This is a genomic window from Oceanicaulis sp. (genome assembly GCF_051859625.1).
Lineage (GTDB): Bacteria > Pseudomonadota > Alphaproteobacteria > Caulobacterales > Maricaulaceae > Oceanicaulis.
Map to the genome: position 1 here is coordinate 321,383 of NZ_JBHYFH010000001.1, position 26,612 is coordinate 347,994.

Below are 26,612 nucleotides of genomic sequence, written 5' to 3' on the forward strand. Positions count from 1 at the left end.
TGGGACAGGTGTAGAAACCTGACCCGTCGGAGAATTCCGCCAGCATGACCCGCCTGTTAATCGCTTGCCTCACGCTTTTCTGCCTCGCAGCGCCGCTGGCCGAGGCCAATCCGCGAATCAAGGACATCGCGGATGTGGAGGGCGTTCGCGACAACCAGCTGGTGGGCTATGGCCTGGTGGTGGGCCTGGACGGCACCGGCGACACCCTGCGCAATGCGGTGTTCACCCGGCAGGCGCTCAACTCCATGCTGGAACGCTTCAACATCAATGTGCGCGAAGCCGATCTGCGCACGGGCAATGTGGCGGCGGTGATCGTCACCGCCGAGCTGCCGCCCTTCTCCATGCAAGGCTCGCGCGTCGACGTCACGGTGTCCGCGCTGGGCGATTCAGACAGCCTTCAGGGCGGCGTGCTGATCGCCACCCCGCTGATGGCCGCCAATGGCGATGTCTACGCCGTGGCGCAAGGTTCGCTGGCTGTGGGCGGGTTCGCCGCTGAAGGCGACGGGGCCTCGATCACCCGCGGCGTGCCGACCAATGGCCGGATCGCCAATGGTGGCGTCATCGAGCGTGAACTGGACTGGGACCTGGCCGGTCAGGCGCAAATCCGTCTGGCGCTGCGCAATCCCGATTTCACCACCGCGCGCCGCATGGCCCAGACCATCAACGCGTTTCTGGGCGCTGAAGCCGCCGCCGCTCAGAACCCCTCCACCGTCGCGCTGACCCGCCCGCTCTATTTTGACGGCGACATGGTCGCGCTGATCGCCGAGGTCGAGCAATTGCGCGTCGAGACGGACATGCGCGCCCGCGTGGTCATCGACGAATCCACCGGCACCATCGTGATGGGCGAAGATGTGCGCGTCTCCACCGTCGCCATCGCCCAGGGCGGGTTGACCATCACCGTCACCGAAAGCCCGCAAGTCAGCCAGGCCCTGCCGTTCGCGGATGGCGGCGAAACCGTCGAGGTGCCGCGCACGAATGTGACTGTGGATGAGGAATTGCGCGAAATGGGCGTGCTGAACGGCACGGTCAGCCTGCGTGAGCTTGTGGATGGTCTCAACGCGCTGGGCGTCAGCCCGCGCGACATGATCACCATCCTGCAAAGCATCAAGGCCGCCGGCGCGCTGCAAGCTGAAATCGAGGTGCTGTAATGGACGGTATGCTTGACGCCCAGATGCAGAACGCGCTGCTCGCAGCGCGCGGCCCTGCGTCCACATCCCGGTCGACCGCGGGCCAGACCCCCGATCAGATCCGCAAGACGGCTGAAGACTTCGAAGCGGTCTTTCTGTCCCAGATGATGGAGCAGATGCTGGGCGAGACCACCGAGTCGAGCTTTGGCGGCGGTCCGGGCGAGAACGCGTTCAAATCCATGCTCAATGAAGAATACGCCAAGGTGATGGCCAAGGCCGGCGGCATCGGTCTGGCCGATTCCGTGATGCGCGAAATGCTGGCCATGCAAGAACAAGGAGGTGCGTGATGACTGAACTGGCGGCTGCAAACCCGACCGAACGCGCCCAGGCGCTGATCCAGCTGACCGGTCGGCTGACCGAATTGCTCGATCAGGAAACCGAGCTGTTTGACGCGCACATGCCCCATAAGGCTGTGGAGTTTCAGGCCGAGAAAACCAAGCTCGCGACGCTCTATCGCACTGAAACCAAACTCGCCAGCAAGGACCGCTCGCGCCTGTCCGGCGTTGATCCCGAACTCAAGGCGAAACTGAAGATCTCCACTCGGGCGTTCGAAGACGCCCTGGCGCGCAACGGCGCCGCGGTTGAAGCGCTGAAAGTGCTGACTGAAGGCCTGGTCAAAGCCATCGCTGATGAAGCCGCACGCCAGCAACAGAGCCAGGTCGGCTACGGCCCCGGCGTCAAACCAGGCGGCGTCTCCGCCCTCGCCTATAACCAGACAGTCTGATCCAGTTCTGGTCCACAAAAAACCCCGGAGCGCGGCTCCGGGGTTTTTTTGTATGCGCGGAGAAGACGGTCTTAGAACAGACCCAGAGTGCTGCCGCCGCCACCGTTCAGAAGGCGATCCAGGCCCGCTTGATAGTTTGACACCTGAGCGGTCAGATAGGACGGAACCGTACCGCCGCGCTTGCCCGCCTGCGGGCCGTCCAGAAGCGCCTTCAGCGCCGGATCCGTCGTCAGATCGCGATAGGCGCGCTGGATCACGGACTGGGCCTTAGACAAGGCTTCCAGCGCTTTCGCGGCGCTGTCCTTGTCTGAGATCGACAGGGAGGTGGGCATTTCCAGCGCAAAAATCTCGGGCGCGTCAGACGTGCTGTCCTTGTCCAGAAGCGACCCCTTGCCGATGATCGAGCCCTCGGGCAACCCCAGGCCGCTCAGCGCGTCACGCCCGTCATCCCCGGCGAACAGTTCGATCTTCACGCCTTCCTTGGGCTTGATGCGCAGCATGTCGCCATTGGCGGAGCGGCGCACGTCGGAATTGCCGTCCAGCACCAGCACGGCGTTCAGCTTGAAGGTCAGAGACCGCATGGTCTCGTCATCATCAATGGTGATCTTCTTTTTCCGGCCGCCATCCACGGAGATGAAGAAATGATCGCCCTCGCGCACGCTCGAGCGCGCGGTGATCACGCGGCTGTCCGCATAGCGCACTTCGCCGGTGGGAAAGCCGAGCCGGTCGAGCGCATTATCGCCCGTGGGATCAACCACCACCGCATTGGCTTCCGCCAGACCGCCCCGGCCAGACAATTGCTGGGTGAAGGTGACCGCGCCGCTGGTCGTGTCCAGACCCGCGACAAAGGCGTTGCGGGCGCCGTTCTGGGTCTGCCCCGGCAGCGCACCGGAGGTCTTGCCGGCGATATAGGCCACGCCATTGCTGACCGTCACAGAGGTCGCGGAATTATCCTCGGCAGAGCCCAGGAAGGTGGTGAAGTCGACGCTGGCGGTCGGGCCGTCAGAGATTTTGACCAGCACGGCGTCGCGACCGCCGGCGTTCGCCTCAATCGGCGCACTGGGCGAGAAGGCGGCGCCCGCGGCGCCTGCCAGATAGATCGCGCCGTCATCAGCCACGGTGATCTCGCCGATACGGCCACCATCCAGATCGCCCAGATCGAGCGTCCAGACCGGCGCACCGGTTCCGTCATCGCCCGCGGCGTATTTGGTGAGCACGGCGCTGCCGTTCACTTCGCTGGCGACGATCAATCCGCCATCGGACGCCTGGGCGATGGATTTGGCGGTGTCATTCTCGGCGCTGGCGCCTGCCGCGCGCGTGTACAGGATCGCGCCGTTCTCATCGAGCGCGCGCAGATACCCGTCCGTCTTGCCCGCATTGACCACGCCGCCGACCGGCGCGCTGGTCTGGCCCGCCACATAGATCGTGCCGTCCGCGCCAACGCTCACTGCCGTCGCTTCGTCATCCTTGTTGCTGCCGAAGCGCTTGGTCCATTGCTCGACGCCGTCGGCGGAGAATTTGGAGACCAGGGAATCCGTGCCGCCCAGCTCGGTCGTGTCGCCCAAAGCGCCCTCGACAGAGCCCGCCACTACGACATTGCCGTTGGCGTCCAGCGCGATCGAAGCGCCTTCCGCCGTGCCGCCTGACCCCAATGTGCGGGCCCAGACCTGTTTTCCGGTGGTGTCATAGCGCATCAGGATCAGATCCTGCTCGCCCTTGATCGACTGTCCGGCCACGCCATTCGCCGCATGCCCGACCACATACAGACCGCCATCCGCGCCTTGCACGGAATCAAGAATGCGCAGCGGATTGGATTCCGTTTTGGTGCGGGTTTCCGTTTCGCCCTCTTCACCGCCCGGCACGGCGACGTCAGACGTCGTCACGCTGCCGTCCGCGTCGATGCGGCGCATGAACGCGGCGTCGCCGCCATTGGCGATATCGACGTATTTGGTCAGCTGGCCGCCCGCGCCTTCGGTATCGCCAGAGACGCCGGCCATATAGACCGCAGGATTGCCGGTTGCCGGCTCAAAACTCAGGGTCTCGGTGAGAATGCCCTTGATCTTGAAGCCGAAATTATTTCCAGGAATGATCCCGTTATCGTCTTCCTCGCCGATCTTCACCCGCTCGATCCGGCTGAGCATGCCGGCGTTCTCAAGCTCGGTGTTGATGAAGTCGGCGACATTGTCGAGCGTGCGCGGGGTCGCGCCCATATTGGCCAGATCAATGGCCACGGGCGTGGTCGCGCCGGACTTTTTCACGCTGATGGTGAAGGAGACATCGCCCTGAAAGCCGTCCACTTCGGCGTCAAAGGCGCCGGAATGAACAATGGGCGTGACGTATTCGGAAATCCCGCGCGAGATCGCAAGATTGCTTTCCGCCTTGGAGAGTTCCTCGCCTTTCAGGACCGTCACCCCTTCCAGGGAGAGGTCGCCGAAGAAACTGTTGAGCTGGTTCAGGCCTTCCTGAAAGCGGCGATCAAGGAAGTCGCGGCGGCTGTCGGCCGTACCTTTTTCTGCGGCTTCCGCGCCCAGCGCCTGCAAGCGGCGCAGGCCCTGATACATGGCGAAGAGCTGTTTCTCGTCCTCGCCCACGTCCAGGCTGGCGAAATCACCGAGCTTCTTGTCAAAGAAAACGCCGTCAGCCAGCGCGCTGCGCTTGAGCACGTCGAGCGCTTCAATCTCGCCGCGCGCATCCCAGGGCGGCAAAACATCGCTGGAGGAGGACCGCTCAGAGTTCTGGGCGTTGGCCGCAGATTGCGAGAACGCTGTCGTGCGTGACAGCGCCGTGGCGTTCTGCGCGCCATACCAGGCGCTGAGAAGATTGGACGAAATGACCATGGCCTTCGGCCTGAACCCATAAAGCTCGACACACCTTTTGCATCGAATCGCAGACTAGCGCCCGACCTGCAAACAAACCGTTAGGATTTAAGGTGAACGAAACGCCAAGCCTTCAAGCGGCGAAGGGAAACCGCATGGGCCGCGTTTCTACGCTGGCGCGTTCGGGCGACACCAGACGCGCATAGTCCACCCGGTCCGCGTTCAGCTCGCTCAGATCGGGACGGCGCAGGCACAAAGCCGCCATCTCGGCCGCGGTCGCCGTCAGCGCCTTATCGCCCAGCTCTTCAAAGATCGCTTGCAGAAAAGCGGCGTCCTCTGGCGTCTCCAGCATCCAGCGCAAATGCTCAAGCCCGCCGCCGGGGCCTGTCAGATTGGCGCGGGTCAGATCGGGATTGCGCCGCATCCAGCCTGTGACCGAGCGCCGCTCAGCCAGCGTATCCGCCTTGCGATCCGCCTCGTCGAGCAACAGCGCGGAAAAAGCCTCGCAATCAAGCCCGTGCGGGAAGCGCGCCGGCATGGTGTTGGACGCATAATCGGCGCGCGCATCCGTCAAGAGCGCCAACACGCCGCCCGCAATGACAGGGTCGATCACCGGGCACTGGCTGGTAAGCCGCACGACAACGGAGGCGCCAGCCTCGCGCGCCGCCTGCGCCACAAGGCCCAAGGGATCCGCGGCGGGGCCGCGCACCACCATGACGGCGCTATCGCACGCCTCTTCGGCGATCAGGTCATGCTCACGATCATCAGGGACGGCGCAGACCACCAGGTCGACGCCGGGAATGCGGCGGGCGCGCTCGAGCCCGCACGCCAGGGCGGTGCGATCGCCCAGATAGACAAGCTCGCGATCCGCAAGGGCGCTTGGTCCGCTGCCAGCCTGAACGATCACAGTCGCGCCCATCATGTCCCCCAAGACTGGAAAGCTGTTGCTCTCATCGAATCCGACTATGGATTTACCGCGCCTAACGGGCCGTTAACCGACACCGCGGATCGTGGCGTCAAGAATGTGTCCATGACCCATGGAAAGTCATCTCAATGAGCCAGCCTCCGAAGACCTCCAATTCCGCGGACGAAGACGTCAACCGTCTGTTTCTGGGGCGTGACTTTCGCAACCCGCGCATTGATCTGAACGGCAAGACCATCCTGATCACCGGCGGCACGGGGTCTTTCGGGCATCATTTCGTCCAGACCGTGATCAACGAATACAAGCCCAAAAAACTGATCGTGTTCTCCCGCGACGAACTCAAACAGTATGAGATGGCGCAGCGCTTCAATCCCGAAGAGCACCGTTTCATGCGCTATTTCATCGGCGATGTGCGCGATGAGGGCCGGCTCGACATGGCCATGCGCGGGGTCGACGTGGTGGTCCACGCCGCAGCGCTCAAGCATGTGCCGATCGCGGAATACAATCCGTTTGAGTGCATGCGCACCAATGTATTCGGCGCGGAAAACGTCGTGCGCGCCGCCATCAAGCGCGGGGTCCAGCATGTCTGCGCCCTGTCCACGGACAAGGCCGCCAGCCCGATCAATCTGTATGGCGCCTCCAAGCTGGCGTCTGACAAGATCTTCACCGCCGCCCAGCATATGGGCGGCGAGGACGGGCCGACTTTCTCGGTCGTGCGCTACGGCAATGTGGTCGGCTCGCGCGGCTCGGTCGTGCCGTTCTTCAAAAAACTCGTCGCAGAGGGCGCGGACCATCTGCCCATCACGGATCCGCGCATGACCCGGTTCTGGATCACGCTCGAACAGGGCGTGAACTTTGTGCTCTCGGCCCTTGAAATGGCCAAGGGCGGTGAAGTCTTCGTCCCCAAAATCCCCTCCATGAGCACGGTGGACCTGGCGCGCTCGATCGCGCCCAACCTGCCGCACAAGATGGTCGGCATCCGTCCGGGCGAAAAGCTGCACGAGGTGATGGTGCCAGAAGACGATTCCCGCTCCACAGTGGAGCTGGAGGATCGTTATGTGATCCTGCCGCACAGCTCTGAGCGCCTGCGCGCCGAATGGTTCGCCGACGGCGCCGTGCCGGTGCCCGAAGGATTTGAATATCAGTCAGATTCCAATCCCGAGCGCCTCGACGCCCGAACGCTGCAGAACATTCTCAACGAAAAACTCGCCCGGAAAGCCTGATCCATGACCCATGATCCCGTGAACACCTGGTCGGGCGAATTCGGCGACGAATACACCCAGCGCTGCAGCCCTGAAGAGTTTCGCATCCGCGCGCGCACCCGTCTGTGGTCTCGCTGGCTGGACGCTTTCGGGACGCGCGAGCCTCAAACCATTTGCGAAGTCGGCTGCAATCTGGGCCTCAACCAGCGCGCGCTGCAACGCCTGAGCGATGCTGAATTGTTCGCGGTCGAGCCCAATGACAGCGCGCGCGAAACCCTGATCAAGGACGGCGTGCTGCCGCAAACCCATATCCGCGCCGGCCGGGGCGAGGACCTCCCCTTTGATGACGCCAGCATGGACCTCGTCTTCACAAATGGCGTTCTGATCCACGTCCACCCCGACAATCTCGGTCAGGTGGCGGATGAGATGTATCGCGTCTCCAAGCGCTTCATCCTGGTGTCGGAATATTTCAATCCCGACCCGGTCGAACTCGTCTATCGCGGGATGACCGATCATTTGTGGAAGCGTGACTTCGCCGGCTTCTTCCTGGATCGCTTCAAGGATCTGGAAGTGGTGGCGGACGGGTTCAGCTGGAAACGCACCAGCAATCTCGACAACCCGACCTGGGCGTTGATGGAGAAACGGCCCGCCTAGCGCCTTTCAGCGAAACGGGACCCCGCTTCAAAACCCCAGCGCCGCTTTCAAGGCTGCAACCACGCGCATCGGGTCTTCATCAGACATTGCCGGATAGAGCGGAAGCGACAATGTGCGCGCATAATGGCGCTCGGCGCCCGGCAAGCTCTGCTCACCATACAGCGCTTTGTAATAGGGCTGGTGGTGGACCGGGATGTAATGAACCTGCGAGCCGACGCCGCGTGCCCGCAGGGCGTCCATGACATCCGCGCGACTCTGACCCGCTGCGTCAAAATTAATTCGCACATTGTACAGGTGACGGCACGGATCGACGCTCGCCCGCCCAGCGGGCGGCTGCACCAGCGGCGCCAGCCCGGACAGGGCGTCATCATAGAGCTGCGCCAGCAAACGGCGTCGCTCGGCGAAGCGCGGGAGCTTGTTGAGCTGGGACAATCCCAGCGCCGCATTGATGTCAGGCATGCGGTAATTCCAGCCCAGCGTCTGCATTTCATACCACCAGGGCTCGGCGGCGCCCTCGGCGCGTTCAAACCGGCCCGGCTCGCGCACGACGCCATGAGAGCGCGCATGGGCGACGCGATCAGCCGTCTCGGGGTCACGCGTCGTCACCATGCCCCCTTCCCCGCATGCCAGCGTCTTGACCGGATGAAACGAGAAGACCGCCGCATCTGAATGAGGGCACGCCCCCACAGGCGCGCCTGTCTCATCCAGACTGCCCACAGCATGCGAGGCGTCCTCAACCACTGACAGCCCATGATCACGCGCCAGGGCGCTGAGCGCGGGCATGTCGCACGCCACACCCGCGAGATGGACAGGCGCGATCAGCCTCGCCCGGCTCTGGGATCGCTCCAGCGCCTCGGCCAGAGTGTCCGGCGTCATCAATCCCGTGTCAGCGTCCACGTCTGCGATCACCACATCCGCACCGCAATACCGGGCGGCGTTGGCGGTTGCGACGAATGTCAGCGCCGGGACGATGGCGCAATCACCCGGCCCCAGGCCCAATGCGTCATAGGCGAGATGCAGCCCCGCCGTCGCGGAATGACAACTGAGCGCATGGGGCGCCGAGACAGCTTGGGCGAAGGCGGTTTCAAACGCTGCGACCCGGGGACCTGTCGTCAGATAATCAGAGGTCAGGCAAGCGGTGACCGCGGCGATATCCTCGTCGTCGATCCATTGTCGGCCATACGGCAGAAACCCGTCGCTCATGCATCCGCTCCCTGAGTGTTAAAGACAGTGTGCTGAGTCCGCGCCCCGCTGAATACAACAAACCGCCCGACATCGGGAGAAGTCGGACGGTTCGCCGTGGTGGTGATTTAGGAACGGGGTTAGCCGTTAAAGAGGTTCAGAATGATCTGCGGCTCGGAGTTGGCGATCGAGAGCGCCTGCACCCCGAGTTGCTGTTTCACCTGCAAGGCCTGCAATCGCGCGGATTCCTTGGCCAGGTCGGCGTCCACAAGATTGCCCACGCCTTCGGTCAGACTGTCCTCGAGTTTGCCGACAAATGTCCGGTGCGCTTCCATCTTCTTGAGGTCGGACCCCAGATTGGCCAGCGCCTGGTTGACGTTGTCGAGGCTGGCCTGGATGGCGCTGACCACGTTGCCGGCCAGGGTCACGGTGCCAAGGCTGGAATTGTTCGTCAGCGTGATGATGGCGCCGGAAATCGACAGGTTCTGACCTTCCAGGGTGACGGAGCGCGTCGCGTCCGCATCCGCCAGGAACGCGATGCCGTTCGTCAGCGATCCGTTCAGCAGATTCGCGCCGTCAAATTCAGCATTGGTCAGGATGACTTTCACTTGATCGAGCAACTCTTTGTAGTCGCTGTCATAGGCCTGGCGCGAGAACGTATCGATGGAAGGATCAAGTGCGGCAGTGGCTTTCTCGCGCATCTGGATCAGCAGGTCGGAGATGGACTCACCGGCCGCAATCGCCACATCGCCGATGGAGACGGCGCGGTCGAGCGAGGATTTCACGGAGCCCAGCGCGCCAATGTCGGAGCGCATGCCTTGCGCCACCGCATAGACGGAGGAGTTATCCTTCGCCCCTGTCACACGCAGGCCGGTATTGATCCGGCTCTGGACGCCCTGAATGTCCTCATTGGTCTTGTTGAGGTTTTGCAGCGCGATCATCGCTGAGGTGTTGGTATGGACGCTGAGCGCCATTGGTCTTCTCCCGATTGCATAACTGCGCCGCATTCGACGGCCGCTCAGCAGTATCAGGAGCAATCGGCGGGCCAATCAGGCCAGATCGCCGAAAAATGATTTAAAACATATATTTGTGCAAATACGACAAAGCTCGCCAGACCCCGCAGGACTCTGGACGTGGTTAATTATTGCCGCTGCAAGCGGTCAAATCTGCCGAGAGGTCAGACACGCTCGTCAACGACGCCGCCTTGCTGGTCTTTCAGAAAAGCGACCAGATCCATGTATTTTTCCGGCGGCCATTGACGCATGACTTCACCGGTTTCCGGATCAAACAGACGGTAGATGAACTGACCGCTCTCTTCTTCGCGATCAATCTGAAGCCGGGTCCGCAAGCTGGCGTTGACGCGCTCACGCATGGCCTCGATGCGCTCAAGGTCAGCGGACTTTTGCACGACGGCCGCGCCTTTTTCAGCGACGGATTTATCGGTTTCCTCACCGCCGATCTGGCCACGCTTGGCCATGCCGGCGACGGCTTTCTCGGATTGATCTGGCTCCGGGGTGACGCCCTGGGCGTTTGTAACCGGTATGATGTTGCCGATGTTCATATCCTTTTCGTCGACGCTTTGGCGGCGTCGGCGCCTCCTACTTTCTCCCTTGCTCCGTCAGTCATGGTCATCTGGGAAAATTGGCCGGGGAGGAACCCCACGTAACGCCCCGGCCAATTCCGCTATGGATTACCGGAAGTAACCCAGGATCGAGCTCGGCGCAGAGTTCGCGATCGAAAGCGCCTGCGTACCCAGCTGCTGCTTGACCTGCAGCGACTGGAGACGGGCGGATTCTTTCGCCAGATCCGCGTCGACCAGATTGCCGATGCCTTTTTCAAGAGCGTCAGACAGTTTGCCCACAAAGCTTTTGTGAACTTCCAGAGACTTCGAACCGGTGCCCAACTTGGCCAGAGCCGTGTTGAGGTTGTCCAGCGAAGTTTCGATGGTGGCCACCAGGGTGGACGCCGCAGCCGCTGTGGTGAACGACGCCGTCGCCGCCACAGTCACGTTGGTGCCGCCCAGCGACATCACTTCCTGACCCACATCCAGAGTGTTGGAGCCGTCAGCATTGGCCAGAGCCGAGATGCCGCCGGTCTGGGTGCCGTTGATCAGGTTGGTGCCGTTGAACTCGGCATTGTCCACGATGGTGCCGATCTGGTCACGCAGCGCTTTGAAGTCTTCGTTCAGAGCGTTACGAGACGCCGTATCGAGCGAGGTGTCCGCGCCAGCCAGCGCTTTTTCCTTCATCTCGATCAGCAGATCAGAGATCGCTTCACCCGCGGCCAGGGCCACGTCCACGGTCGATTGCGCCAGATCGAGAGACTGGCCCACAGCGGAGTAACCCGCCACGTCGGCACGCATCGATTGGGCGATAGCGAACACGCCGCCATTGTCCTTGGCCGAGCTGATCGCCAGGCCGGTGTTGATGCGCTGTTGAACCTGTTGCAGGTCTTTGTTGGTCTGGTTCAGGTTCTGCAGGGCGATCATTGCGCCCGGGTTCGTATTGATCGTCGCCATTTCTTGGCTCCTTCAAGTGTCCGTTTCTACGGTTTCGACACGCTTTTTGCGCATCACTCTTCGTAGGGGGCTCCATTTTCTATGAAGCCCCCTGCGAGACTTTAGGGATTACCGGAAGTAACCCAGGATCGAGCTCGGTGCGGAGTTCGCGATCGAGAGCGCCTGCGTACCCAGCTGCTGCTTGACCTGCAGCGACTGAAGACGGGCGGATTCTTTCGCCAGATCCGCGTCGACCAGATTGCCGATGCCCCGTTCCAGGGCGTCAGACAGCTTGGTCACGAAGGTCCCGTGGATCTCGAGAGACTTCGAACCCGTACCCAGGCGAGCCAGGGCGGAGTTCAGATTGTCCAGCGAGGTCTCGATCGCCGTCACCGCAGCGTTCGCGGTGGTCGTCGTATTGATGACGCTGCCAGCCGTCAGGGTGATCGTTGTGCCCGTCAAGCTGAGGTCTTCCGCGCCGATGGTGATGGTGTTGGAGCCATCAGCGTTGGCCAGAGCCGAGATATCGGTGGCGCCGTTCTCGATGAGATTGGTGCCGTTGAACTCGGCGTTGGCCACGATGGTGCCGATCTGGTCACGCAGCGCCGTGAAGTCTTCGTTCAGGGCATTGCGGGACGCCGTGTCCAGGGACGTATCGGCGGAAGCCAGCGCTTTCTCTTTCATCTCCACCAGGAGATCAGAGATCGCCTCGCCTGCCGCCAGCGCCACATCAGTGGTGGACTGGGCCAGATCCAGCGATTGATTGACGGCCTTGTAGCCCGCCACATCGGCACGCATCGACTGGGCGATAGCGAACACGCCGCCATTGTCCTTGGCCGAGCTGATCGCCAGGCCAGTGTTGATGCGCTGTTGAACCTGTTGCAGATCCTTGTTGGTCTGGTTCAGGTTCTGCAGGGCGATCATCGCCCCGGGGTTCGTATTGATCGTCGCCATTTCTTGGCTCCTTCAAGTGTCCGTTTCTACGGTTACGACACGCTTTTTGCGCGCCAAGGCTCCGGCGACGGCTCCATCTTCTATGAAGCCCTCGCCGAATCTGGGGTTGAATTACCGGAAGTAACTCAGGATCGAGCTCGGCGCGGAGTTCGCGATTGAAAGCGCCTGGGTGCCCAGCTGCTGCTTGACCTGCAGCGACTGGAGACGGGCGGATTCTTTCGCCAGGTCCGCGTCGACAAGGTTGCCGATGCCCCGTTCCAGGGCGTCAGACAGCTTGGTGACAAAGGTGGAGTGGATCTCCAGCGACTTGGAACCCGTGCCCAAGCGCGCCAAAGCGGAGTTCAGATTGTCCAGACCCGCTTCGATCGCAGCCACAGCCGTACTGGCGGCGGCGACGGTGGAGATCGAGGATCCCGCGCCGATCGACAGGGTGCCGCCGGTCAGGCTCAAATCTTCGGCGCCGATGGTGATGGTGTTGGAGCCGTCAGAATTGGCCAGAGCCGTAATGTCCGCCGCACCGTTGGAGATCAGATTGGTGCCGTTAAACTCGGCGTTGGCCACAATCGTGCCGATCTGATCGCGCAATGCGGTGAAATCTTCGTTCAAGGCGTTACGAGACGCCGTGTCCAACGAGGAATCGGTGGACGCGAGCGCTTTCTCTTTCATTTCGATCATCAGATCTGAAATGGCTTCGCCCGCCGCCAGCGCGACATCGACCGTGGATTGCGCCAAGTCCAGAGACTGGCCCACAGCATTGTAGCCCGCCACATCGGCGCGCATGGATTGAGCGATTGCGTAAACGCCGCCATTGTCCTTGGCGGAGGAGATCGCAAGACCCGTATTGATACGTTGCTGGACCTGCTGCAGGTCCATGTTGGTCTTGTTGAGATTCTGCAGGGCGATCATTGCGCCCGGATTGGTATTAATCGTCGCCATTTCTTGGCTCCTTTAACGTTTCTACGTTTGATGTGACGCGCCTTTTGCCCGCCAGACCTTCTGGTCCACGTCACTAGGAGCAAAGCTGGGGCCAGATTCACCCTTTGCGCCCATAACAGGTCGCAAGCCCTTGTTTTTCTGTAATTTGATTGTGTGAAAACCGTTTACCCTACGGTCAGAGGTCGGTATTTTCTGCCGGGCGCGCTCGGCAAATTATGCCGGACGCGGCAGTTATTGCCGGGCGGACGGGGCGCCCTGCTCCATGATTTGGTTAATCAGACGTTGACTCTGCTTGAGAGCAAGAAAAAGCCGGGGCCGCGCAGGGCGGCCCCGGCCTGTATCCGTCGCCCTAGCCGAAATAGGACAGGATCGATTGCGGCTGCTGGTTGGCGATCGAAAGCGCCTGAGTGCCCAGCTGTTGTTTGACCTGCAGAGACTGCAAGGATGCAGATTCCTTGGCCAGATCCGCATCGACCAGATTGCCGATACCGACTTCCAGAGCGTCAGAAAGTTTTGTGACAAACGAGGAGTGGATCTCCAACGCTTTGGATTTCGTGCCCAACCGCGCAAGCGCAGAGTTCACGGAATCCAGCGAAGTGCCGATCTGAGAGGCGATATTGCTGGCCTGTGTCGCCGTCGCAAACGACGCCGTGGCGGCCAAAGACACGATCGAACCGGAAAGCGACATGTCTTCCGAGCTCACAGTAATCGTGTTTGAGCCGTCCTGGTTGGCCAGCGCCACGAATGCGCTGGTTGAGCCGTCAATCAGATTGACGCCATTGAATTCAGCATTGCTCACGATCGTCGAAATCTGATCGCGCAGCGCCGTGAAATCTTCATTCAGGGCGCTACGGCTTGCTGTATCCAGTGACGCGTCTGACGCCGCCAAAGCCTTCTCATTCATCTCAATCAGCAGATCCGAAATCGCTTCACCCGCAGCAAGAGCAACGTCGAGCGTCGCCTCGCCCCGGTCCAAAATCTGACCAACAACCCCAAAACCGGAAACCTGGGAGCGCATACGCTGGGCGATGGCGTAGATACCGCCATTGTCCTTAGCGCTGGCGACTTCCAGCCCGGTGTTGATACGGTTCTGCGTGGTCTGCAGGTCCATGTTGGTTTTGTTCAGATTCTGAAGCGCGATCATGGCTCCAGAGTTGGTGTTCACAGAAACGTTCATTGTGGGGTTCCTCCATTCTGGAAGTGAGCGGCCTATTCTCGGCCGAAGGACATTTTGTCCCGTCCAGTGCAGAGCAAACCCCATGCCGCCGCGCGGACGCGCGCGACATGTTTTCAGCTATGTTTTTCAGATGCTTGGAAATAGGCCATATGCCGCGAGGCGCGCACGTCGCGCCTTGCCGGGCAAATTTGTCCGGGCGGGGCGGAATTGCCCAACGCGCGCCGGATCAGGAGGGCGACAGCCCCTGCATGATCATGCGGTTGATGTCGATCAGGGTGTCCAGATCGGTTTCGCCACGCATCGCCGAACTCGTCTCCTTGGAGACGAAGATCGACAATGAAATGATGCCCGCACGCAGGGAGTCAGGCAGATTATTGTGATCACTGGCGCAATCCGCCGCAAAGGCGGACCAGACACGTCGATTGCGATCCAGCGCCGCCGCCTTTTTGCGGATTTCGGTCTTGGGCGCGTCCTTGACCTCCATCAACCCGCGCGTGACCTCGCCGATCAGACGGTATTCCGTCTGACGCGGGTCTTCCGTGCGCGAAGATGCAGTCTTATAGGCCTGATACGACATGAACGCTTAGCCTCTTTAAGCCTCGTCAGATCCAGCCAGGAGCTTGGCTTCGTACTGGATCAGCTTTCTGCAACGCAGCAACGCCTTGTAAAATTCGCCCGCCATGACTTCGCGGCTGACGGCGACGCACTCTGAAAGCACGTCTGACGAGCCCACAGCGTTCATGAACTCAGTCATCCTCAGAACGAACTCGTCATATAGTCCGTCCTGAGAGGTTGATGAGAGGTACATCATCATGACCGGGAAATAGATCCGCTTCGCCGGCGTATCGACCTCATGCTCATGCATGATGTCTTTTTCACGCAGAACGCTCGCCTTGTTTTGCAAGACAAGAGTCGCCCGGCGATCGCCATTTTCAACCACGGCTCCGTTCAGAACGAACTTTTCACCCGGCTTCAAGGAAAGCTTTAGCGGCATGACGTGTCTGACCCTTCATTGTCGGCGCGGCCTGGCGGCATCCGACCTCGCACACTCAAGCAGGCTAGAGTGAAGAAACCGTTTCTGTGACGCAGGTTCGCATTATTAGCAGAACCTTAATCGAAGCATCCATTGTTGGCTCGGTAAACTGCAAGGGATGATGCGCGATGAGCCAATTGCTCGATCTTGATGCGGAACTGGCGGCGGGTGAAGAAAAAGCCGTTCGTGATGTGCGGGTTCGCCGTGACAGCTCCGCCTCTTCGGACGTGCAGCGTGCGCTCGCCTCCAGAAAATCAAAAGACGAAAACCTGCCGCCCAAGGCGATCAGCCTGCTCAAGCGGGCCATGAAGATAGTCGAGGATGACCGCGAGTCCGCCGCCAAGGCCGCCAAGCTGTGTCTGGATGCGGTGGACCTGGCGCCGGAAAGCGCTCTGGCCAATCACGCCCTGGCGATCAGCCTTGAACGCCTGGGCCGCCTGGCCAAGGCGCTACAGTTCTATGAGCGCGCCTGGAGGTTCAACCCCCAGAATTCAGAAGTTTATCTCAACCTGGCCATGCTGGCGTGGAAGCTCGACATGATGGACGGCGCAGAAAAATTCCTGCGCCTCTTCCTGCAAATGGCCCCCAACCACCCCGCCGGCGTCATCAACCTGTCCGGCGTGCTGCGCGATCAGGGCAAGTTTGACGATTCCGTCGAGATCCTGCGCGCCGCCATCTACGCCAATCCGGAAGAGAAGGATTTCTGGAACTCGCTGGGTACAACCTTGCTGGAAAAAGGCGAACCGGATCAGGCTCTCACCTTCTATTCCGAAGCCTTGCGGCTGCAGCCTGATTTCGCCCGCGCGCACCACAATACGGCCTTCGCCTATGAATTGCTCGGCGAGCCGGAAAAGGCGGTGCATCATTTCCGCGAAGCGCTGAAAACCGCCGCGTCCCAGAAAGACGTGATCATCATGACCCACGGCCTGTCCCAGTCCCTGCTGGCGATGGGCGAGCTGGAAGAAGGCTGGTCGCTGTACAAGACACGGCTTGATCCTGAATACACCAATGTCACCTATTTCCTGATCGACGCGCCACGTTGGGATGGCGAAGACGTCAAGGCCCTGCGCGGCAAGAAGCTTCTGTGGATCGGCGAACAAGGGCTGGGCGACGAGATCCTGTTCCTGCAGCTCGGCCATGACCTGCTCGACGCGATCGGGCCGGACGGTCAGCTCTACATCGCCGTTGAGCAGCGTCTGGTGGACATGGTCCAGCGCACCTATCCGGATGCCATCGTGGGCTCTCACCGGACGGTGAAGCGCGAGGGCAAGGATTTACGCGGCGTCACCGGGTTTGAAGACGGGCTGACCTTTGACTATTGGACGCCCTTCGCCCAACCCGCCTGCGCGTTCCGCACCAAGGTCTCCGATTTTCCGCAAGGCCCGGTTCTGTCGCCGCCCGAGGCGGATGTCGCCCATTGGCGCGAGCAGCTGGCGACCCTGCCCGAGGGGCTGAAAGTCGGCATTTTGTGGAAATCGCTGAAAATGGACTCCAAGCGCTCCAAACACTTCTCGGCGTTTGAGCTCTGGAAGCCGGTGCTGAAAACGCCGGGCGTCACCTTCGTGAACCTGCAATATGGCGACGCCGCAGACGACATCGCCTACGCCAAGTCCAAATTCGGCGTCGACGTGCATACGCTGGACGGCATTGATCTGAAAAACGATCTCGATCAGGTGACCGCTCTGGCCAAGGCTTGCGATCTGGTGATCGGCCCGACCAACGCCACCACCTCGCTGGGCGCGGCGGCGGGCGGAAACATCTGGTACATCCACCCGCATGGCCGGATCTGGACGCATATGGGGACGGGGCGGTCGCCCTGGTTCACCACGACGCGCTCCTTCTTCGGCAAAGGCTATGCGGACTGGATCAACATCATGAAGCAGGTCGCCAAGGCGCTCGCCGAAGAAACCGCAAACGTAAAGGCCTGATTTCTAGGCCGACTTGGTCAGATAGAGCTGGAACGCCGCCTCGTCATAGACCGGTCGGCCATTATTGAGCTCCGCGCCCTCGACCAGCGCCCGTCGCCGATCATAGACCTGGTCGAGCTGGAAGTCGGCGAACAGGGCTTTAAGCTCATCCAGCGCGTAAAACACGCGATGCCCAAACACCGGGTCTTCTGATCCATCGCCGTGCGCGGCATAGCCATGATCGGTGCTGGCGACTTCGAAAAAGGCGCGGCCGCCCGGCTTCAGGGCCGCGAACATCTCCTGCACATAGCGCGCGGCCAGGGGTTTGGGGATGTGTTGCAGCGTGGCGCGCTCGAGAATTACGTCGAGCGAGCCTGGCTTCAGCCCCAGCGCGTCGCCGCTGACAAACAGATCAAGGTCTGGGTAAAGCCGCCGCCCCGCGATCAGCGCCTCGGCGGAGACATCGCAGCCAGAAAGGCGCGCCTTGGGAAACACGCTGCGCAGAAAGCCCAGATTCTGGCCATTGCCGCAGCCGAACTCGAACACTCGCGCATCGGAGTTTCTCGAAAGCGCAATCAGGGCGAACACTGCGGCGTCCGTATAGGGAACACGGGTCTGGGAGCTGGCGTAGAACGCATCCCACTGCTTGGCGTTATGCGCGCTTGAGGTCATCGAATGCGGTTCTCCCCCGGGTTTCATTCTTAGTGAACCAAGACTCATCATAACAGTAAACAAGCCCTCGCAACCGGCAGGAGCGTTGTCATGACCGCCCCCTCTTCCGTGTTTGACCAGATCGAAGATCTGAGCCGTCCGCCCGTGATCGTCGCCGAGCTGTCGGCCAATCACAGCGGGGATCTGTCGCGCGCGCTCGAAATCATTGACGCCTGCGCGGACGCAGGCGCGGATGCGCTGAAGCTGCAAACCTATACCGCCGACACCATCACGCTGGACCATGACGGGCCCGGCTTCGTGCTCGAAGGCGGCCTCTGGGACGGGCGCAAGCTGCATGACCTTTACGAGGAAGCGCACACGCCCTGGGACTGGCATGCGGCCCTGTTCGAACGCGGTCGCAAGCATGGCATGGAGGTGTTCTCCTCGCCGTTTGATTTCTCGGCGGTGGATTTTCTCGAACAGTTCGAACCGCCCGCCTACAAGATCGCCTCGTTTGAACTGGTGGATCTGCCGCTGATTGCGCACGCCGCCCAGACGGGGCGCCCGCTGGTGATGTCCACAGGCATGGCGAGCTGGGACGAGATCATCGAGGCGGTGCTGACCGCCCGCCAGGCCGGATGCGAACGGCTGTGTATTCTTCATTGCACCTCGGGCTATCCGACGCCGATTGAGCAAGCGGATCTTCGCACCATCCCCGAGCTGATCCAGCGTCTGCAAATCCCGATCGGGCTCAGCGACCATACCCCCGGCATCGCCGCGCCCGTGGCCGCGACGGCCCTGGGCGCGCGAATGATCGAAAAGCACGTCACAATGCGCCGCTCGGACGGCGGCCCGGACGCGGAGTTCTCGCTGGAGCCCGATGAGCTGGCGAGCCTGGTGCGCGAAACCCGCAACGCCCATGCGGCGCTGGGCCAGGTTCGAACCGGTCTGGCGCAATCTGAAGTGCGCTCGCGCACCGTGCGCCGCTCGCTGTATGTGACGGCGGACATCAAGGCCGGAGAGGTTCTGACCGAAGCCAATGTGCGCTCGGTGCGCCCCGGCGGCGGCCTGCATCCGCGCGACTGGTCGAAAGTTCTAGGACGCACCGCCGCACGTGATCTCACATTCGGCGAACCGCTGGACTGGTCCATGATTAAGGGTGGGCTCAGATGACGACGGCGCCGGCGCACCAGATCGCAAACGCCTTTGGCGGCGATCAGGCTGTCCTGTTCGGACGGGCGCGCTCGGCCTTGCTGGCGCTGTTTGAAACGCTGGGACTTCATGGCCGCTCCACCATTCTGATCCCCTCCAACGCCTGCCCCAGCCTGCTCGCAAGCGCCTGGGCCAGCGGCGCTGAAGTGCGGCTCGCGCCGGTCAGCGCCGAGACCGGCGTCAATGACGACGCCGCTCTGGCCGCTCAAATCGAGCGTTTGGCGCGCACGGGAAGAACGGGCGCAGTTCTGCTGACCCAGCTGTACGGATTTCGCCTCGATTTCACTCAGGCGCGCAAGGCCGCACGCGAGCAGGGCTGGATCAGCATCGAAAACGACGCCAACGCCTCCAGCTTCACGCCCCGGGCGCCCTTGGAAGATCTGGCGCGCATCGTCAGCTTCGGAGCGGGCAAGGTGCTGGACGCCGGCGCAGGCGGCGCGGTGATCACCAAGGATGCGGCGCTGGCGGCTGAACTGGCGAAACGGGCCAAGTCTTATCCTGTGCTGGATGACGCCGCAGCCGAAGCCGAAGGCCAGCTGATGCTGCACCGGCGCGCCTTGCGCAATCAGGGCCGCTCTGCCGAGATCGAGCACACATTGGTGACCGAGTTGTCCCAGCTGCGCTTCGGCTTTGATCCCGAAACGGCGGAAAAGCTGACAGTCGCACTTGCGCGCCTGCCCGCACATCTGGCTGCCCGCCAGGACCGGCGTGCGCTCTGGCTCGACGCGCTGAGCGGTTTGGCCCCCGCCCTCACCCCGGTCGCTCTGGATCAGACCGCGCCCTGGCGGCTGATCGTGAAAACTGCGCCCGCTGTGCGCGATCCGCTGGTGCAGGCGCTGCGCAAGGCGGGTTTTGACGCCGGCACGAATTACCCGGCCCTGACACAGTCTTTCCCCACACTGACGGCCCAGGACGCGCATCCCGATGCGGATCTCTGGGCGCAGTCGGTCATCAATCTCTGGCTCGATGAGCGCTATGATAGCGCCAGAATCACCGCGGCCTGCGCCGTGATGGAGCCGGTTCTGGAGGCGCTGACATGACTTCCCTGATCATCCGCGTGGACGCCGTCCATGAGACAGGCCTGGCCCACGCCGCGCGTTGCAGCCGACTGATCGACCTTCTGCCTGAGCGCCCGCGCGTGCATGTGCTCGGCCAGGGTGAGGCGCTGTCTGAGTTCTTTCCTTACGACAAGATCGTGCCGCTCAAAGGGCCGGTGGACGTCTTTCTGAAAGCTCTGGTGATCGAGACTGAAGCCGACGCGGTTCTGGTGGACCAGCCGGTTCATGACCCGGTCTTGTGGAGCGCGCTGGACTCACTGCCGCAGCTCAAGCGGCTGATGGTGGATGATTTCGGATCTGACGCCCCCGCCGACCTGGTTTTCAACGGCACGGTGATCGAAGACTATCACCGCTATCCCAATCTTCGGTCAGGCGGACAGGCGCTTTGCGGCGGCGAGTACGCCCTGATCGCACCGGTTTTCGCCAAATCCCGTCATAATGACGCGCGCAAAGGCCCTGTCATCGCCATATGCGGCGGCGGCGACCGGGCGGCGGACTGGGCGATGCAGCTGGCCGAGCATGGCCCGACCCTGGCCAAACCCCACCCCTTCATCATGATCGTCGGATCAAGCTTTCCCGACTTTGAAAGCCTCAAGCGGATGACGGTTCTGAACGGCGGCATCGCCAAGCAGGGCCTGCCGGTTCACCAGATCGCCAGCCATCTGGCGCGGGCGCCCGTTGCGATCATGACCGGCGGCATGGTGGTGTATGAAGCGCTGGCCGCGGGCGTGCCCTCGATCGTCTTCCCGCAGCTCGAAAACCTCATCCCGGAAATCGACTGGTTCGCGGAACGCGGCGCGCTGATCAATCTGGGGTTTGAAAACGGCGATGACATCCCGGCCTTGTCCGAACAGCTGGAAGCCTTGCTGGGCGATCCCTCCAAAGCTGTCGCGCTGAGCGCCAAGGGGCCTGAACTGATTGACGGGCTGGGCATGGCGCGGGCGGCCGAGGCCATCACACAGTTGCTCTCATCCTGACCGGCGATCTCAAATGACGATTGCGATCATTGATTACGGCATGGGCAATCTCACCTCGGTGAGAAACGCGCTCATCCATCTGGGGGCGGACGTGGTGGTGAGCCATGATCCCGGCGTGCTGCGCGCGGCGAAGGGCGTAGTGCTGCCCGGCGTCGGCGCCTTTGGCGAAGGCATGGCGCATTTGCACGAGCTGGGGCTGGCGCACCTGATCAAGGAGGAGATCGCCGCTCAGCAGCGCCCGCTTCTGGGGATTTGCCTCGGGATGCAGCTTTTGCTCGATGAAAGCACCGAGCATGGCCAGCATGCGGGCCTCGGGATTATTCCCGGAAAGGTCCGCCGCCTCGCCCCGCCGCCCAACACCCCGCCCTATCGTGTCCCGCATGTGGGCTGGAACCATGTGGCGGCGTCAAAGTCGGACGGGCTGTTCAAAGGCCTGCCGGAAAACGAGGCTTTCTACTTCGTCCATTCCTTTGTTTGCGAACCTGACCGCACAGAGGACGCCGCCGGCTGGTCTGAGCATGGCGAACGCTTTGTCTGCGCACTCGAGCACGGCTCGGTCTGGGCGGCGCAATTCCATCCCGAAAAAAGCCACAAGGCCGGCCTCGCCCTTCTCACCAACTGGCTGGAGTTCGCCTCGTCATGCTGATGCCGCGCCTGATCCCGGTCCTCCTGCTCATGAACGGCCAGCTGGTCCGCTCTGAAACCTTCACCCAGCACCAGATCATCGGCGATCCGCTGCACGAGGTGTCGCGCTTTAACGAGTGGAAGGTGGATGAGCTGATCTATCTCGACATCACCCGCGAAGGCGGGCTGTCGCAAGGTCGCCGCGATTCCGGCAATCGCGCCTATGCCGATTCCATGGAGGTGCTCGAAGCCGTGGCGAGCCAGTGCTTCATGCCGCTGACCTGGGGCGGACGCATCAACTCGCTGGATCAGGTGCGCGAGATTTTCTCGCGCGGCGCCGACAAGGTCGCCATCAACACCGCCGCTTTCGAGACACCAGAGCTGATCAGTCAGGTCTCCAAACGCTTTGGCGCGCAGGCCATGGTCGTCAGCGTTGATGTGCGCCAGTCAGGCGACGGCTATGAAGTGATGACCCGTGGCGGGCGCGAGGCCACGGGCCGCGATCCGGTGAGCTGGGCCAAGGAAGCCGAAGACCGCGGCGCGGGTGAAATCCTCTTGCAAAGCCTTGATCGGGACGGGCGCGGCACGGGCTATGATATCGCCCTGATCGAGCAGGTCTCGAACGCTGTCACCATCCCCGTGATCGCCTGTTCGGGCGTCGGGGTGTACGAGCATTATTCCAAGGGCCTGAAAGCCGGCGCCGACGCCGTGGCCGCCGCCAATATCTGGCATTTCAAGGAACTCGCCGACCGCGGCGGCAAGCGCGCTTTGCAACGCGCCGGCTTTGACGTGCGGATGTAGGGGTCAGCCAGTCAGCGCCGCCTGCGCCGCGCCCAGATCCCGCGTCATCTCTCCACAGCCGCGCACCAGCCTGGCCGTGTCCGGGCCCAGATTGAACAGGGCGTCGACGATGGAGAGATTGGGTAGGAAGGCCTTACCTTGCGGGTATTCCGGCGGCGTAAACGCCTGCCAGTAATGGGTGACGCCCTTGGCCGAGAAGCCCGCCTCGTCCACATATGACGCCGCGCCTACGTTTGAAATATAAGCGTCAGCGCCCGCGGCCTGACACAGCGAAATCAGCCGGTCCTGGCTCTCGCCCTCATGGTCCAGCGCGGCGCTGTCCACGATCTCAGCCTCAAGCTCCAGCACGGCGCAAACATGCCGGATCAGCGCGCAATTGAGGTCTGAGAGATTGGCGTAGTCCGCTTCGATCAGCGCTTGAATGGCCGGGAAATACGCCTCGAAGTGAGGCCGCTTGCCATAGACTTGGCGAAGCGTGGTGAGATGCTTCTTGCGCCAGGGTTCGCCTGCGATTTCGGTCTGACGGATCGTGCGGTGAAGGTCTCCCGACTTCTTCACCGGGACAGACAGGAAGATCGCGTCCTTGCCGTTGCGCACCCGGTTTCTTTGCTGCCAGCTATGACGCTGGAACTGCACGTCCGGCAGCAATACGAACACATCGCTGAGGGCGATCTTGTGAAACAGGATCAGCCCCGGCAGGTAGACCGGTTGGTGGGCGCTCAATATCCGCAATGGACGGCCTTTCCCCTCAATGGTGCGTGGCTTGGGCTAAACTTAACGATTGAGGCGTTTTGTTACCCTTAAGCCCGGCGGTGATTCGTCATCGCTGACGCCCCAGCCTGAGGGAAGCGCCATGAGTGTCCAGTTCTGCAAGACCTGTTTTTATCCCAGCTCGTCAGCGGCGCCGCTGACCTTTGATGAAAAGGGAATGTGCTCGGGCTGCCGTGTGGCGGGCCAGACGGTCGACATCGACTGGGACGAGCGCTGGACCATGCTCGAAGAGCTGGTGGCAGATTACCGCAATCCCAAAGGCTATGACTGCGTCATTCCTGTGGGCGGCGGCAAGGACAGCTTTTACCAGACCCATCTGGCGGTCAAAAAGCTGGGCCTGCGCCCGCTGCTGGTCACCTATCATGGCAACAATTTCCTGCCCGAGGGCGAGTATAATCTCCAGCTGATGCGCGAGGCGTTCGACGCCGATCACATCATCTATCGCCCTGGCCTTGAGACCCTGATCAAGATGAACCTTCTGGGGTTCAAGCTGCATGGCGACATGAACTGGCACAACCATGCCGGCATCAAGACCTACCCGATCCGACAGGCCGTGCTGCATGACATCCCGCTGATGTTGTGGGGCGATCATGGCTGGGTCGATCTGGGCGGCATGTTCTCCTACTCAGACTTCCCCGAATTCACCGCCAAGACCCGCAAGGAGCACGATCTTCACGGGCTGGACTGGGATGATTTCACCGATGAGGGGCTGGAGCGTCATGGCCGCCCGGACCTGAAAATGGGCCTGACCGAGAAAGAGCTGTCCTTCGCCATGTATCCCTCTGACGAGGATATCGACCGGGTCGGCGTGCGCGGCGTTTATCTCGGGTTTTACGAGAAGTGGAACGGCAATAAATGCGCCGCGGTGGCCGAGGCCGAATATGGCTGGAAGAAAGCGGAATACCCGTTCGAGCGCACCTACCGGAAAATTTCCAATCTCGACGACATGCATGAGAACGGCGTCCACGACTATCTCAAATTCATCAAGTTCGGCTATGGCCGCGCCACCGACCATGCCAGCCAGGACGTGCGCCTGGGGATCATGGACTACAAGACCGGGCTGGAGATGGTCAGAAAGCATGACCACGTCAAACCGCGCCGCGATCTCGAACGCTGGCTCAAATATGTGGACATGACCGAGGCCGAGTTCGACCAGATCTGCGACACCTTCCGCGATCCGCGCGTCTGGCGCATCGAGAATGATCAATGGGTCAAGGATGATGTCTGGGGCGGCGCGTCGAGCTATGGCCCGGTCCATCTTGATAAAGACGATCCGCGCCGTGAGCAGTACATGGTCAAGGGCGTGCAGGTATGAGCCGCACGACCACAGCCGAATTCACGACCTTCGCCGATGTGAACATGCGCGGCCGGGGCCGGCCGATCGTGCTGGCGGGGGCGGGCAATATCGCCGACAAAACCCTGCGCCGGATCACTGGCGTGACGGGGATTGTCGACAACAATCCCAATCTTGCGGGTGAAACCCAGGCCGGGCTGACCATTGCGCGCCCTGACAGCCTGAAAGACGGGACGCCGCGCCCCTTTGTCGTGATCTGCACCACCTCGTTTGTGGAAGTGGGCGAGCAGCTGGTGAGCTTAGGCCTCATCCCCGGACAGGATTTCGTGGTCAGTCCGGTGCTCAATGATCTGCGCATCATCGCCGAGATGGAAAGCCTGGAGGAGACGGTGCTGTTCACCTGCGGACTGCCGCCTCTGGAGGATCCAGAAGCGGGCGGCGGGCTTTACGAGCTGCAGATTTCAGGCGCGAACCACAGCTTCCGCAAGGTCTTCAAGGGCAATTTTCACGGGCTGCGGCCCCATGGCGAGCACTTCATCGCCATTGATGACGAACGCGGCCTGATCACTTTTGATCGCGACTACACGATCCTGAAAAGCTTCGCCCTGCCTCAGGGCGCGCGCTGTCATGGCGTCAGCTGGTCCGAGGAGAAGCGGCAGTATTTCATCGCCTGCTCCTATCTCGACGCGATCCTCGTCTATTCCGAACAGGGTGAAGAGATCGATCGCATCCCGATCAGCCCCAAACAGGCGCGCACCGGCTCGGCGCAGCATCATTGCAATGACATTCTGGTGCTGGGCGACAGCGTCTACCTGTCGATGTTCTCCGCCACCGGAAACTGGAAACGCGACGTGTTTGACGGCGTGGTGCTGGAATATGACCTGGCGGACAGACGCTGGGTCGGATCGGTGATTTCAGACCTGTGGATGCCGCACTCCATCGACTTTGTGGACGGCTCGCTGGTGGTGCTTGATTCCCTGCGTGGACGCCTTCTGAAGAATAACGCCCAGACCGTGGGGCAATTTCCGGGCTTCGCCCGCGGTCTCGCCCATGATGGCGCGCGCTTCTTCATCGGCCAGAGCCGGAACCGCAATTATTCCGCCGCCATGGGCGTGAGCCAGAACATCGCCATCGACACCGCCATCACCGTGTTCGATGAGCACACCAAGGTGTCCAAGAGCTTCCACCTGCCCTCCACGGTGTCGGAGATTCACGGCATCGCGCTCAACACGAAGCGCTGACCATGAAGATCGCGGTCATCCCGGCGCGCGGCGGCTCCAAACGGATCCCGCGCAAGAATGTGCGCCCTTTTCACGGCCAGCCCATGATCAGCTGGCCGATCGCGGCGGCGCTGGAAACGGGCCTGTTTGATCATGTGATCGTCAGCACCGATGATGATGAAATCGCGCAAGTCGCGGAAGCAGCCGGAGCCAGCGCGCCCTTCCGCCGCCCGCCCGAGCTGGCGGATGATTTCACCGGCGTCATCCCGGTGATTGCTCACGCCATGAACGAGATGGAGCGCATCACGGGCCAGAGCGCCGAGCTTGTCTGCGCCATTTACGCCACCGCGCCCTTCCTCAGCGCCGCCGACATCACGCGCGGCCATGACTCCCTGATCGAGGCCCCGCAGCAGGAGTATGCGATCTCGGTGACGCCCTTCGCGTTTCCCGTGCAGCGCGCGCTGAAAGCCGTTCACAGTGACACCGGACCGGGCCTGACGCCGATGTATCCTGAATTCATCCGTTCACGGTCTCAGGATCTGGAAGAGGCGTTTCACGACGCAGCGCAGTTTTTCTGGTGTCGCCCCAAGGCCTTGATGGAGCATGCGCCTGTCTTCTCCCCGCGCTCCATTCCAATCCTGATCGCGCCTGAACGTGTTCAGGATATTGATACCCCATATGACTGGGACCGCGCCGAGCTTATGTTCGCAGCACTGCGCAAGGATGACGGGCGTAACGCGCAGCGTTAGAGTGCGTGTAAACAGGACTGCAACCGGGTGCTGGGGGCGCCCGAACGACACAGAACACAAAACA

27 protein-coding genes are annotated in these 26,612 nt (G+C 61.7%); 14 read left to right on the plus strand and 13 right to left on the minus strand.

Annotation, left to right across the window (positions count from 1 at the left end; genetic code table 11):
• Positions 1–44: 44 nt before the first annotated feature.
• From ACTIGF_RS01600 to ACTIGF_RS01610, 3 genes are read left to right on the plus strand one after another with little or no spacing between them, the layout of a single operon-like run.
• Positions 45–1,148, plus strand: a complete 1,104-nt coding sequence (locus tag ACTIGF_RS01600; protein ID WP_439635200.1) for a flagellar basal body P-ring protein FlgI — start codon at positions 45–47, stop codon at positions 1,146–1,148.
• A complete protein-coding gene (locus ACTIGF_RS01605; protein WP_375548643.1) occupies positions 1,148–1,474 on the plus strand; it encodes a rod-binding protein in 327 nt (108 codons plus the stop codon). Before ACTIGF_RS01600 ends, ACTIGF_RS01605 begins: the two co-directional genes overlap by 1 nt.
• The gene (locus ACTIGF_RS01610; RefSeq protein ID WP_439635201.1) at positions 1,474–1,911 is read left to right on the plus strand and encodes a flagellar basal-body protein FlbY; all 438 of its coding nucleotides are present in this window, start codon (positions 1,474–1,476) and stop codon (positions 1,909–1,911) included. The genes ACTIGF_RS01605 and ACTIGF_RS01610 overlap by 1 nt, the downstream gene beginning before the upstream one ends.
• Positions 1,912–1,982: 71 nt before the next feature.
• On the opposite strand, the gene ACTIGF_RS01615 is transcribed toward ACTIGF_RS01610, so the two are convergent.
• Both ACTIGF_RS01615 and ACTIGF_RS01620 read right to left on the minus strand, forming a co-directional pair.
• Positions 1,983–4,748, minus strand: coding sequence for a hypothetical protein (locus ACTIGF_RS01615; RefSeq protein ID WP_439635202.1), 2,766 nt, complete (start codon positions 4,746–4,748; stop codon positions 1,983–1,985).
• A 112-nt stretch (positions 4,749–4,860) separates the two neighbouring features.
• Positions 4,861–5,646, minus strand: a complete 786-nt coding sequence (locus ACTIGF_RS01620; RefSeq protein ID WP_439635203.1) for a glycosyltransferase family protein — start codon at positions 5,644–5,646, stop codon at positions 4,861–4,863.
• A 134-nt stretch (positions 5,647–5,780) separates the two neighbouring features.
• Here ACTIGF_RS01620 and pseB point away from each other — a divergent pair, with 134 nt between their 5' ends.
• Together pseB and ACTIGF_RS01630 are read left to right on the plus strand one after the other, a co-directional pair.
• The gene (gene pseB / locus ACTIGF_RS01625; RefSeq protein WP_439635204.1) at positions 5,781–6,872 is read left to right on the plus strand and encodes a UDP-N-acetylglucosamine 4,6-dehydratase (inverting); all 1,092 of its coding nucleotides are present in this window, start codon (positions 5,781–5,783) and stop codon (positions 6,870–6,872) included.
• A 3-nt stretch (positions 6,873–6,875) separates the two neighbouring features.
• Complete coding sequence (locus tag ACTIGF_RS01630; RefSeq protein ID WP_439635205.1) at positions 6,876–7,505, plus strand: pseudaminic acid biosynthesis-associated methylase; 630 nt, start codon at positions 6,876–6,878, stop codon at positions 7,503–7,505.
• Positions 7,506–7,532: 27 nt separating this feature from the next.
• Here ACTIGF_RS01630 and pseC read toward each other — a convergent pair whose 3' ends face one another.
• The 9 genes from pseC to flbT form a co-directional block, all read right to left on the minus strand.
• The gene (gene pseC, locus ACTIGF_RS01635) at positions 7,533–8,708 is read right to left on the minus strand and encodes a UDP-4-amino-4,6-dideoxy-N-acetyl-beta-L-altrosamine transaminase (RefSeq protein ID WP_439635206.1); all 1,176 of its coding nucleotides are present in this window, start codon (positions 8,706–8,708) and stop codon (positions 7,533–7,535) included.
• Between the two features lie 119 nt (positions 8,709–8,827).
• On the minus strand, positions 8,828–9,661 hold the full coding sequence (locus tag ACTIGF_RS01640) for a flagellin (protein ID WP_375548636.1): 834 nt from the start codon (positions 9,659–9,661) through the stop codon (positions 8,828–8,830).
• Positions 9,662–9,864: 203 nt separating this feature from the next.
• Positions 9,865–10,248: a flagellar protein FlaG gene (locus ACTIGF_RS01645; protein WP_375548635.1), complete on the minus strand. Its 384-nt coding sequence runs from the start codon at positions 10,246–10,248 to the stop codon at positions 9,865–9,867.
• A gap of 129 nt (positions 10,249–10,377) precedes the next feature.
• Entirely contained in the window at positions 10,378–11,205 is an 828-nt protein-coding gene (locus ACTIGF_RS01650) for a flagellin (RefSeq protein ID WP_439635207.1), read from the minus strand.
• 108 nt (positions 11,206–11,313) lie between these two features.
• Positions 11,314–12,138: a flagellin gene (locus ACTIGF_RS01655; protein WP_439635208.1), complete on the minus strand. Its 825-nt coding sequence runs from the start codon at positions 12,136–12,138 to the stop codon at positions 11,314–11,316.
• Positions 12,139–12,249: 111 nt separating this feature from the next.
• The gene (locus tag ACTIGF_RS01660) at positions 12,250–13,074 is read right to left on the minus strand and encodes a flagellin (RefSeq protein ID WP_439635209.1); all 825 of its coding nucleotides are present in this window, start codon (positions 13,072–13,074) and stop codon (positions 12,250–12,252) included.
• Positions 13,075–13,423: 349 nt separating this feature from the next.
• A complete protein-coding gene (locus ACTIGF_RS01665; RefSeq protein WP_439635210.1) occupies positions 13,424–14,251 on the minus strand; it encodes a flagellin in 828 nt (275 codons plus the stop codon).
• A gap of 226 nt (positions 14,252–14,477) precedes the next feature.
• Positions 14,478–14,828, minus strand: a complete 351-nt coding sequence (gene flaF, locus ACTIGF_RS01670; protein ID WP_439635211.1) for a flagellar biosynthesis regulator FlaF — start codon at positions 14,826–14,828, stop codon at positions 14,478–14,480.
• 15 nt (positions 14,829–14,843) lie between these two features.
• Positions 14,844–15,245: a flagellar biosynthesis repressor FlbT gene (flbT, locus tag ACTIGF_RS01675; RefSeq protein WP_133725231.1), complete on the minus strand. Its 402-nt coding sequence runs from the start codon at positions 15,243–15,245 to the stop codon at positions 14,844–14,846.
• 167 nt (positions 15,246–15,412) lie between these two features.
• Between flbT and ACTIGF_RS01680 the strand changes: the two genes are divergently transcribed.
• Positions 15,413–17,212, plus strand: coding sequence for a tetratricopeptide repeat protein (locus tag ACTIGF_RS01680; RefSeq protein ID WP_439635212.1), 1,800 nt, complete (start codon positions 15,413–15,415; stop codon positions 17,210–17,212).
• Between the two features lie 3 nt (positions 17,213–17,215).
• Here the strand turns inward: ACTIGF_RS01680 and ACTIGF_RS01685 are convergent, their stop codons facing one another.
• On the minus strand, positions 17,216–17,863 hold the full coding sequence (locus tag ACTIGF_RS01685) for a class I SAM-dependent methyltransferase (protein ID WP_439635213.1): 648 nt from the start codon (positions 17,861–17,863) through the stop codon (positions 17,216–17,218).
• A 90-nt stretch (positions 17,864–17,953) separates the two neighbouring features.
• Here ACTIGF_RS01685 and pseI point away from each other — a divergent pair, with 90 nt between their 5' ends.
• Genes pseI through hisF form a run of 5 tightly spaced genes read left to right on the plus strand, consistent with a single transcriptional unit; the run spans position 17,954 to position 22,514 of the window.
• The gene (gene pseI, locus ACTIGF_RS01690) at positions 17,954–19,015 is read left to right on the plus strand and encodes a pseudaminic acid synthase (RefSeq protein ID WP_439635214.1); all 1,062 of its coding nucleotides are present in this window, start codon (positions 17,954–17,956) and stop codon (positions 19,013–19,015) included.
• On the plus strand, positions 19,012–20,094 hold the full coding sequence (locus ACTIGF_RS01695; RefSeq protein ID WP_439635215.1) for a DegT/DnrJ/EryC1/StrS family aminotransferase: 1,083 nt from the start codon (positions 19,012–19,014) through the stop codon (positions 20,092–20,094). Before pseI ends, ACTIGF_RS01695 begins: the two co-directional genes overlap by 4 nt.
• Complete coding sequence (locus ACTIGF_RS01700; protein ID WP_439635216.1) at positions 20,091–21,089, plus strand: hypothetical protein; 999 nt, start codon at positions 20,091–20,093, stop codon at positions 21,087–21,089. The genes ACTIGF_RS01695 and ACTIGF_RS01700 overlap by 4 nt, the downstream gene beginning before the upstream one ends.
• A 13-nt stretch (positions 21,090–21,102) precedes the next feature.
• The gene (hisH, locus tag ACTIGF_RS01705; RefSeq protein ID WP_439635217.1) at positions 21,103–21,735 is read left to right on the plus strand and encodes an imidazole glycerol phosphate synthase subunit HisH; all 633 of its coding nucleotides are present in this window, start codon (positions 21,103–21,105) and stop codon (positions 21,733–21,735) included.
• Entirely contained in the window at positions 21,729–22,514 is a 786-nt protein-coding gene (hisF, locus tag ACTIGF_RS01710) for an imidazole glycerol phosphate synthase subunit HisF (RefSeq protein WP_439635218.1), read from the plus strand. The genes hisH and hisF overlap by 7 nt, the downstream gene beginning before the upstream one ends.
• A 3-nt stretch (positions 22,515–22,517) precedes the next feature.
• On the opposite strand, the gene ACTIGF_RS01715 is transcribed toward hisF, so the two are convergent.
• Positions 22,518–23,246, minus strand: coding sequence for a WbqC family protein (locus ACTIGF_RS01715; RefSeq protein ID WP_439635219.1), 729 nt, complete (start codon positions 23,244–23,246; stop codon positions 22,518–22,520).
• A 121-nt stretch (positions 23,247–23,367) separates the two neighbouring features.
• Between ACTIGF_RS01715 and ACTIGF_RS01720 the strand changes: the two genes are divergently transcribed.
• The 3 genes from ACTIGF_RS01720 to pseF are packed head-to-tail and all read left to right on the plus strand — an operon-like array spanning position 23,368 to position 26,548.
• On the plus strand, positions 23,368–24,600 hold the full coding sequence (locus ACTIGF_RS01720; protein ID WP_439635220.1) for an N-acetyl sugar amidotransferase: 1,233 nt from the start codon (positions 23,368–23,370) through the stop codon (positions 24,598–24,600).
• Positions 24,597–25,820: a DUF4915 domain-containing protein gene (locus ACTIGF_RS01725; RefSeq protein WP_439635221.1), complete on the plus strand. Its 1,224-nt coding sequence runs from the start codon at positions 24,597–24,599 to the stop codon at positions 25,818–25,820. Before ACTIGF_RS01720 ends, ACTIGF_RS01725 begins: the two co-directional genes overlap by 4 nt.
• Before the next feature lie 2 nt (positions 25,821–25,822).
• Entirely contained in the window at positions 25,823–26,548 is a 726-nt protein-coding gene (pseF, locus tag ACTIGF_RS01730; protein ID WP_439635222.1) for a pseudaminic acid cytidylyltransferase, read from the plus strand.
• The last annotated feature ends 64 nt before the right edge of the window (positions 26,549–26,612 follow it).

Coding starts and splice junctions, on each gene's coding strand:
- ACTIGF_RS01600 (WP_439635200.1), top strand. CDS start 45: ATGACCCGCCTGTTAATCGCTTGCCTCACGCTTTTCTGCCTCGCAGCG.
- ACTIGF_RS01605 (WP_375548643.1), top strand. CDS start 1,148: ATGGACGGTATGCTTGACGCCCAGATGCAGAACGCGCTGCTCGCAGCG.
- ACTIGF_RS01610 (WP_439635201.1), top strand. CDS start 1,474: ATGACTGAACTGGCGGCTGCAAACCCGACCGAACGCGCCCAGGCGCTG.
- ACTIGF_RS01615 (WP_439635202.1), bottom strand. CDS start 4,748: ATGGTCATTTCGTCCAATCTTCTCAGCGCCTGGTATGGCGCGCAGAAC.
- ACTIGF_RS01620 (WP_439635203.1), bottom strand. CDS start 5,646: ATGGGCGCGACTGTGATCGTTCAGGCTGGCAGCGGACCAAGCGCCCTT.
- pseB (WP_439635204.1), top strand. CDS start 5,781: ATGAGCCAGCCTCCGAAGACCTCCAATTCCGCGGACGAAGACGTCAAC.
- ACTIGF_RS01630 (WP_439635205.1), top strand. CDS start 6,876: ATGACCCATGATCCCGTGAACACCTGGTCGGGCGAATTCGGCGACGAA.
- pseC (WP_439635206.1), bottom strand. CDS start 8,708: ATGAGCGACGGGTTTCTGCCGTATGGCCGACAATGGATCGACGACGAG.
- ACTIGF_RS01640 (WP_375548636.1), bottom strand. CDS start 9,661: ATGGCGCTCAGCGTCCATACCAACACCTCAGCGATGATCGCGCTGCAA.
- ACTIGF_RS01645 (WP_375548635.1), bottom strand. CDS start 10,248: ATGAACATCGGCAACATCATACCGGTTACAAACGCCCAGGGCGTCACC.
- ACTIGF_RS01650 (WP_439635207.1), bottom strand. CDS start 11,205: ATGGCGACGATCAATACGAACCCGGGCGCAATGATCGCCCTGCAGAAC.
- ACTIGF_RS01655 (WP_439635208.1), bottom strand. CDS start 12,138: ATGGCGACGATCAATACGAACCCCGGGGCGATGATCGCCCTGCAGAAC.
- ACTIGF_RS01660 (WP_439635209.1), bottom strand. CDS start 13,074: ATGGCGACGATTAATACCAATCCGGGCGCAATGATCGCCCTGCAGAAT.
- ACTIGF_RS01665 (WP_439635210.1), bottom strand. CDS start 14,251: ATGAACGTTTCTGTGAACACCAACTCTGGAGCCATGATCGCGCTTCAG.
- flaF (WP_439635211.1), bottom strand. CDS start 14,828: ATGTCGTATCAGGCCTATAAGACTGCATCTTCGCGCACGGAAGACCCG.
- flbT (WP_133725231.1), bottom strand. CDS start 15,245: ATGCCGCTAAAGCTTTCCTTGAAGCCGGGTGAAAAGTTCGTTCTGAAC.
- ACTIGF_RS01680 (WP_439635212.1), top strand. CDS start 15,413: ATGAGCCAATTGCTCGATCTTGATGCGGAACTGGCGGCGGGTGAAGAA.
- ACTIGF_RS01685 (WP_439635213.1), bottom strand. CDS start 17,863: ATGACCTCAAGCGCGCATAACGCCAAGCAGTGGGATGCGTTCTACGCC.
- pseI (WP_439635214.1), top strand. CDS start 17,954: ATGACCGCCCCCTCTTCCGTGTTTGACCAGATCGAAGATCTGAGCCGT.
- ACTIGF_RS01695 (WP_439635215.1), top strand. CDS start 19,012: ATGACGACGGCGCCGGCGCACCAGATCGCAAACGCCTTTGGCGGCGAT.
- ACTIGF_RS01700 (WP_439635216.1), top strand. CDS start 20,091: ATGACTTCCCTGATCATCCGCGTGGACGCCGTCCATGAGACAGGCCTG.
- hisH (WP_439635217.1), top strand. CDS start 21,103: ATGACGATTGCGATCATTGATTACGGCATGGGCAATCTCACCTCGGTG.
- hisF (WP_439635218.1), top strand. CDS start 21,729: ATGCTGATGCCGCGCCTGATCCCGGTCCTCCTGCTCATGAACGGCCAG.
- ACTIGF_RS01720 (WP_439635220.1), top strand. CDS start 23,368: ATGAGTGTCCAGTTCTGCAAGACCTGTTTTTATCCCAGCTCGTCAGCG.
- ACTIGF_RS01725 (WP_439635221.1), top strand. CDS start 24,597: ATGAGCCGCACGACCACAGCCGAATTCACGACCTTCGCCGATGTGAAC.
- pseF (WP_439635222.1), top strand. CDS start 25,823: ATGAAGATCGCGGTCATCCCGGCGCGCGGCGGCTCCAAACGGATCCCG.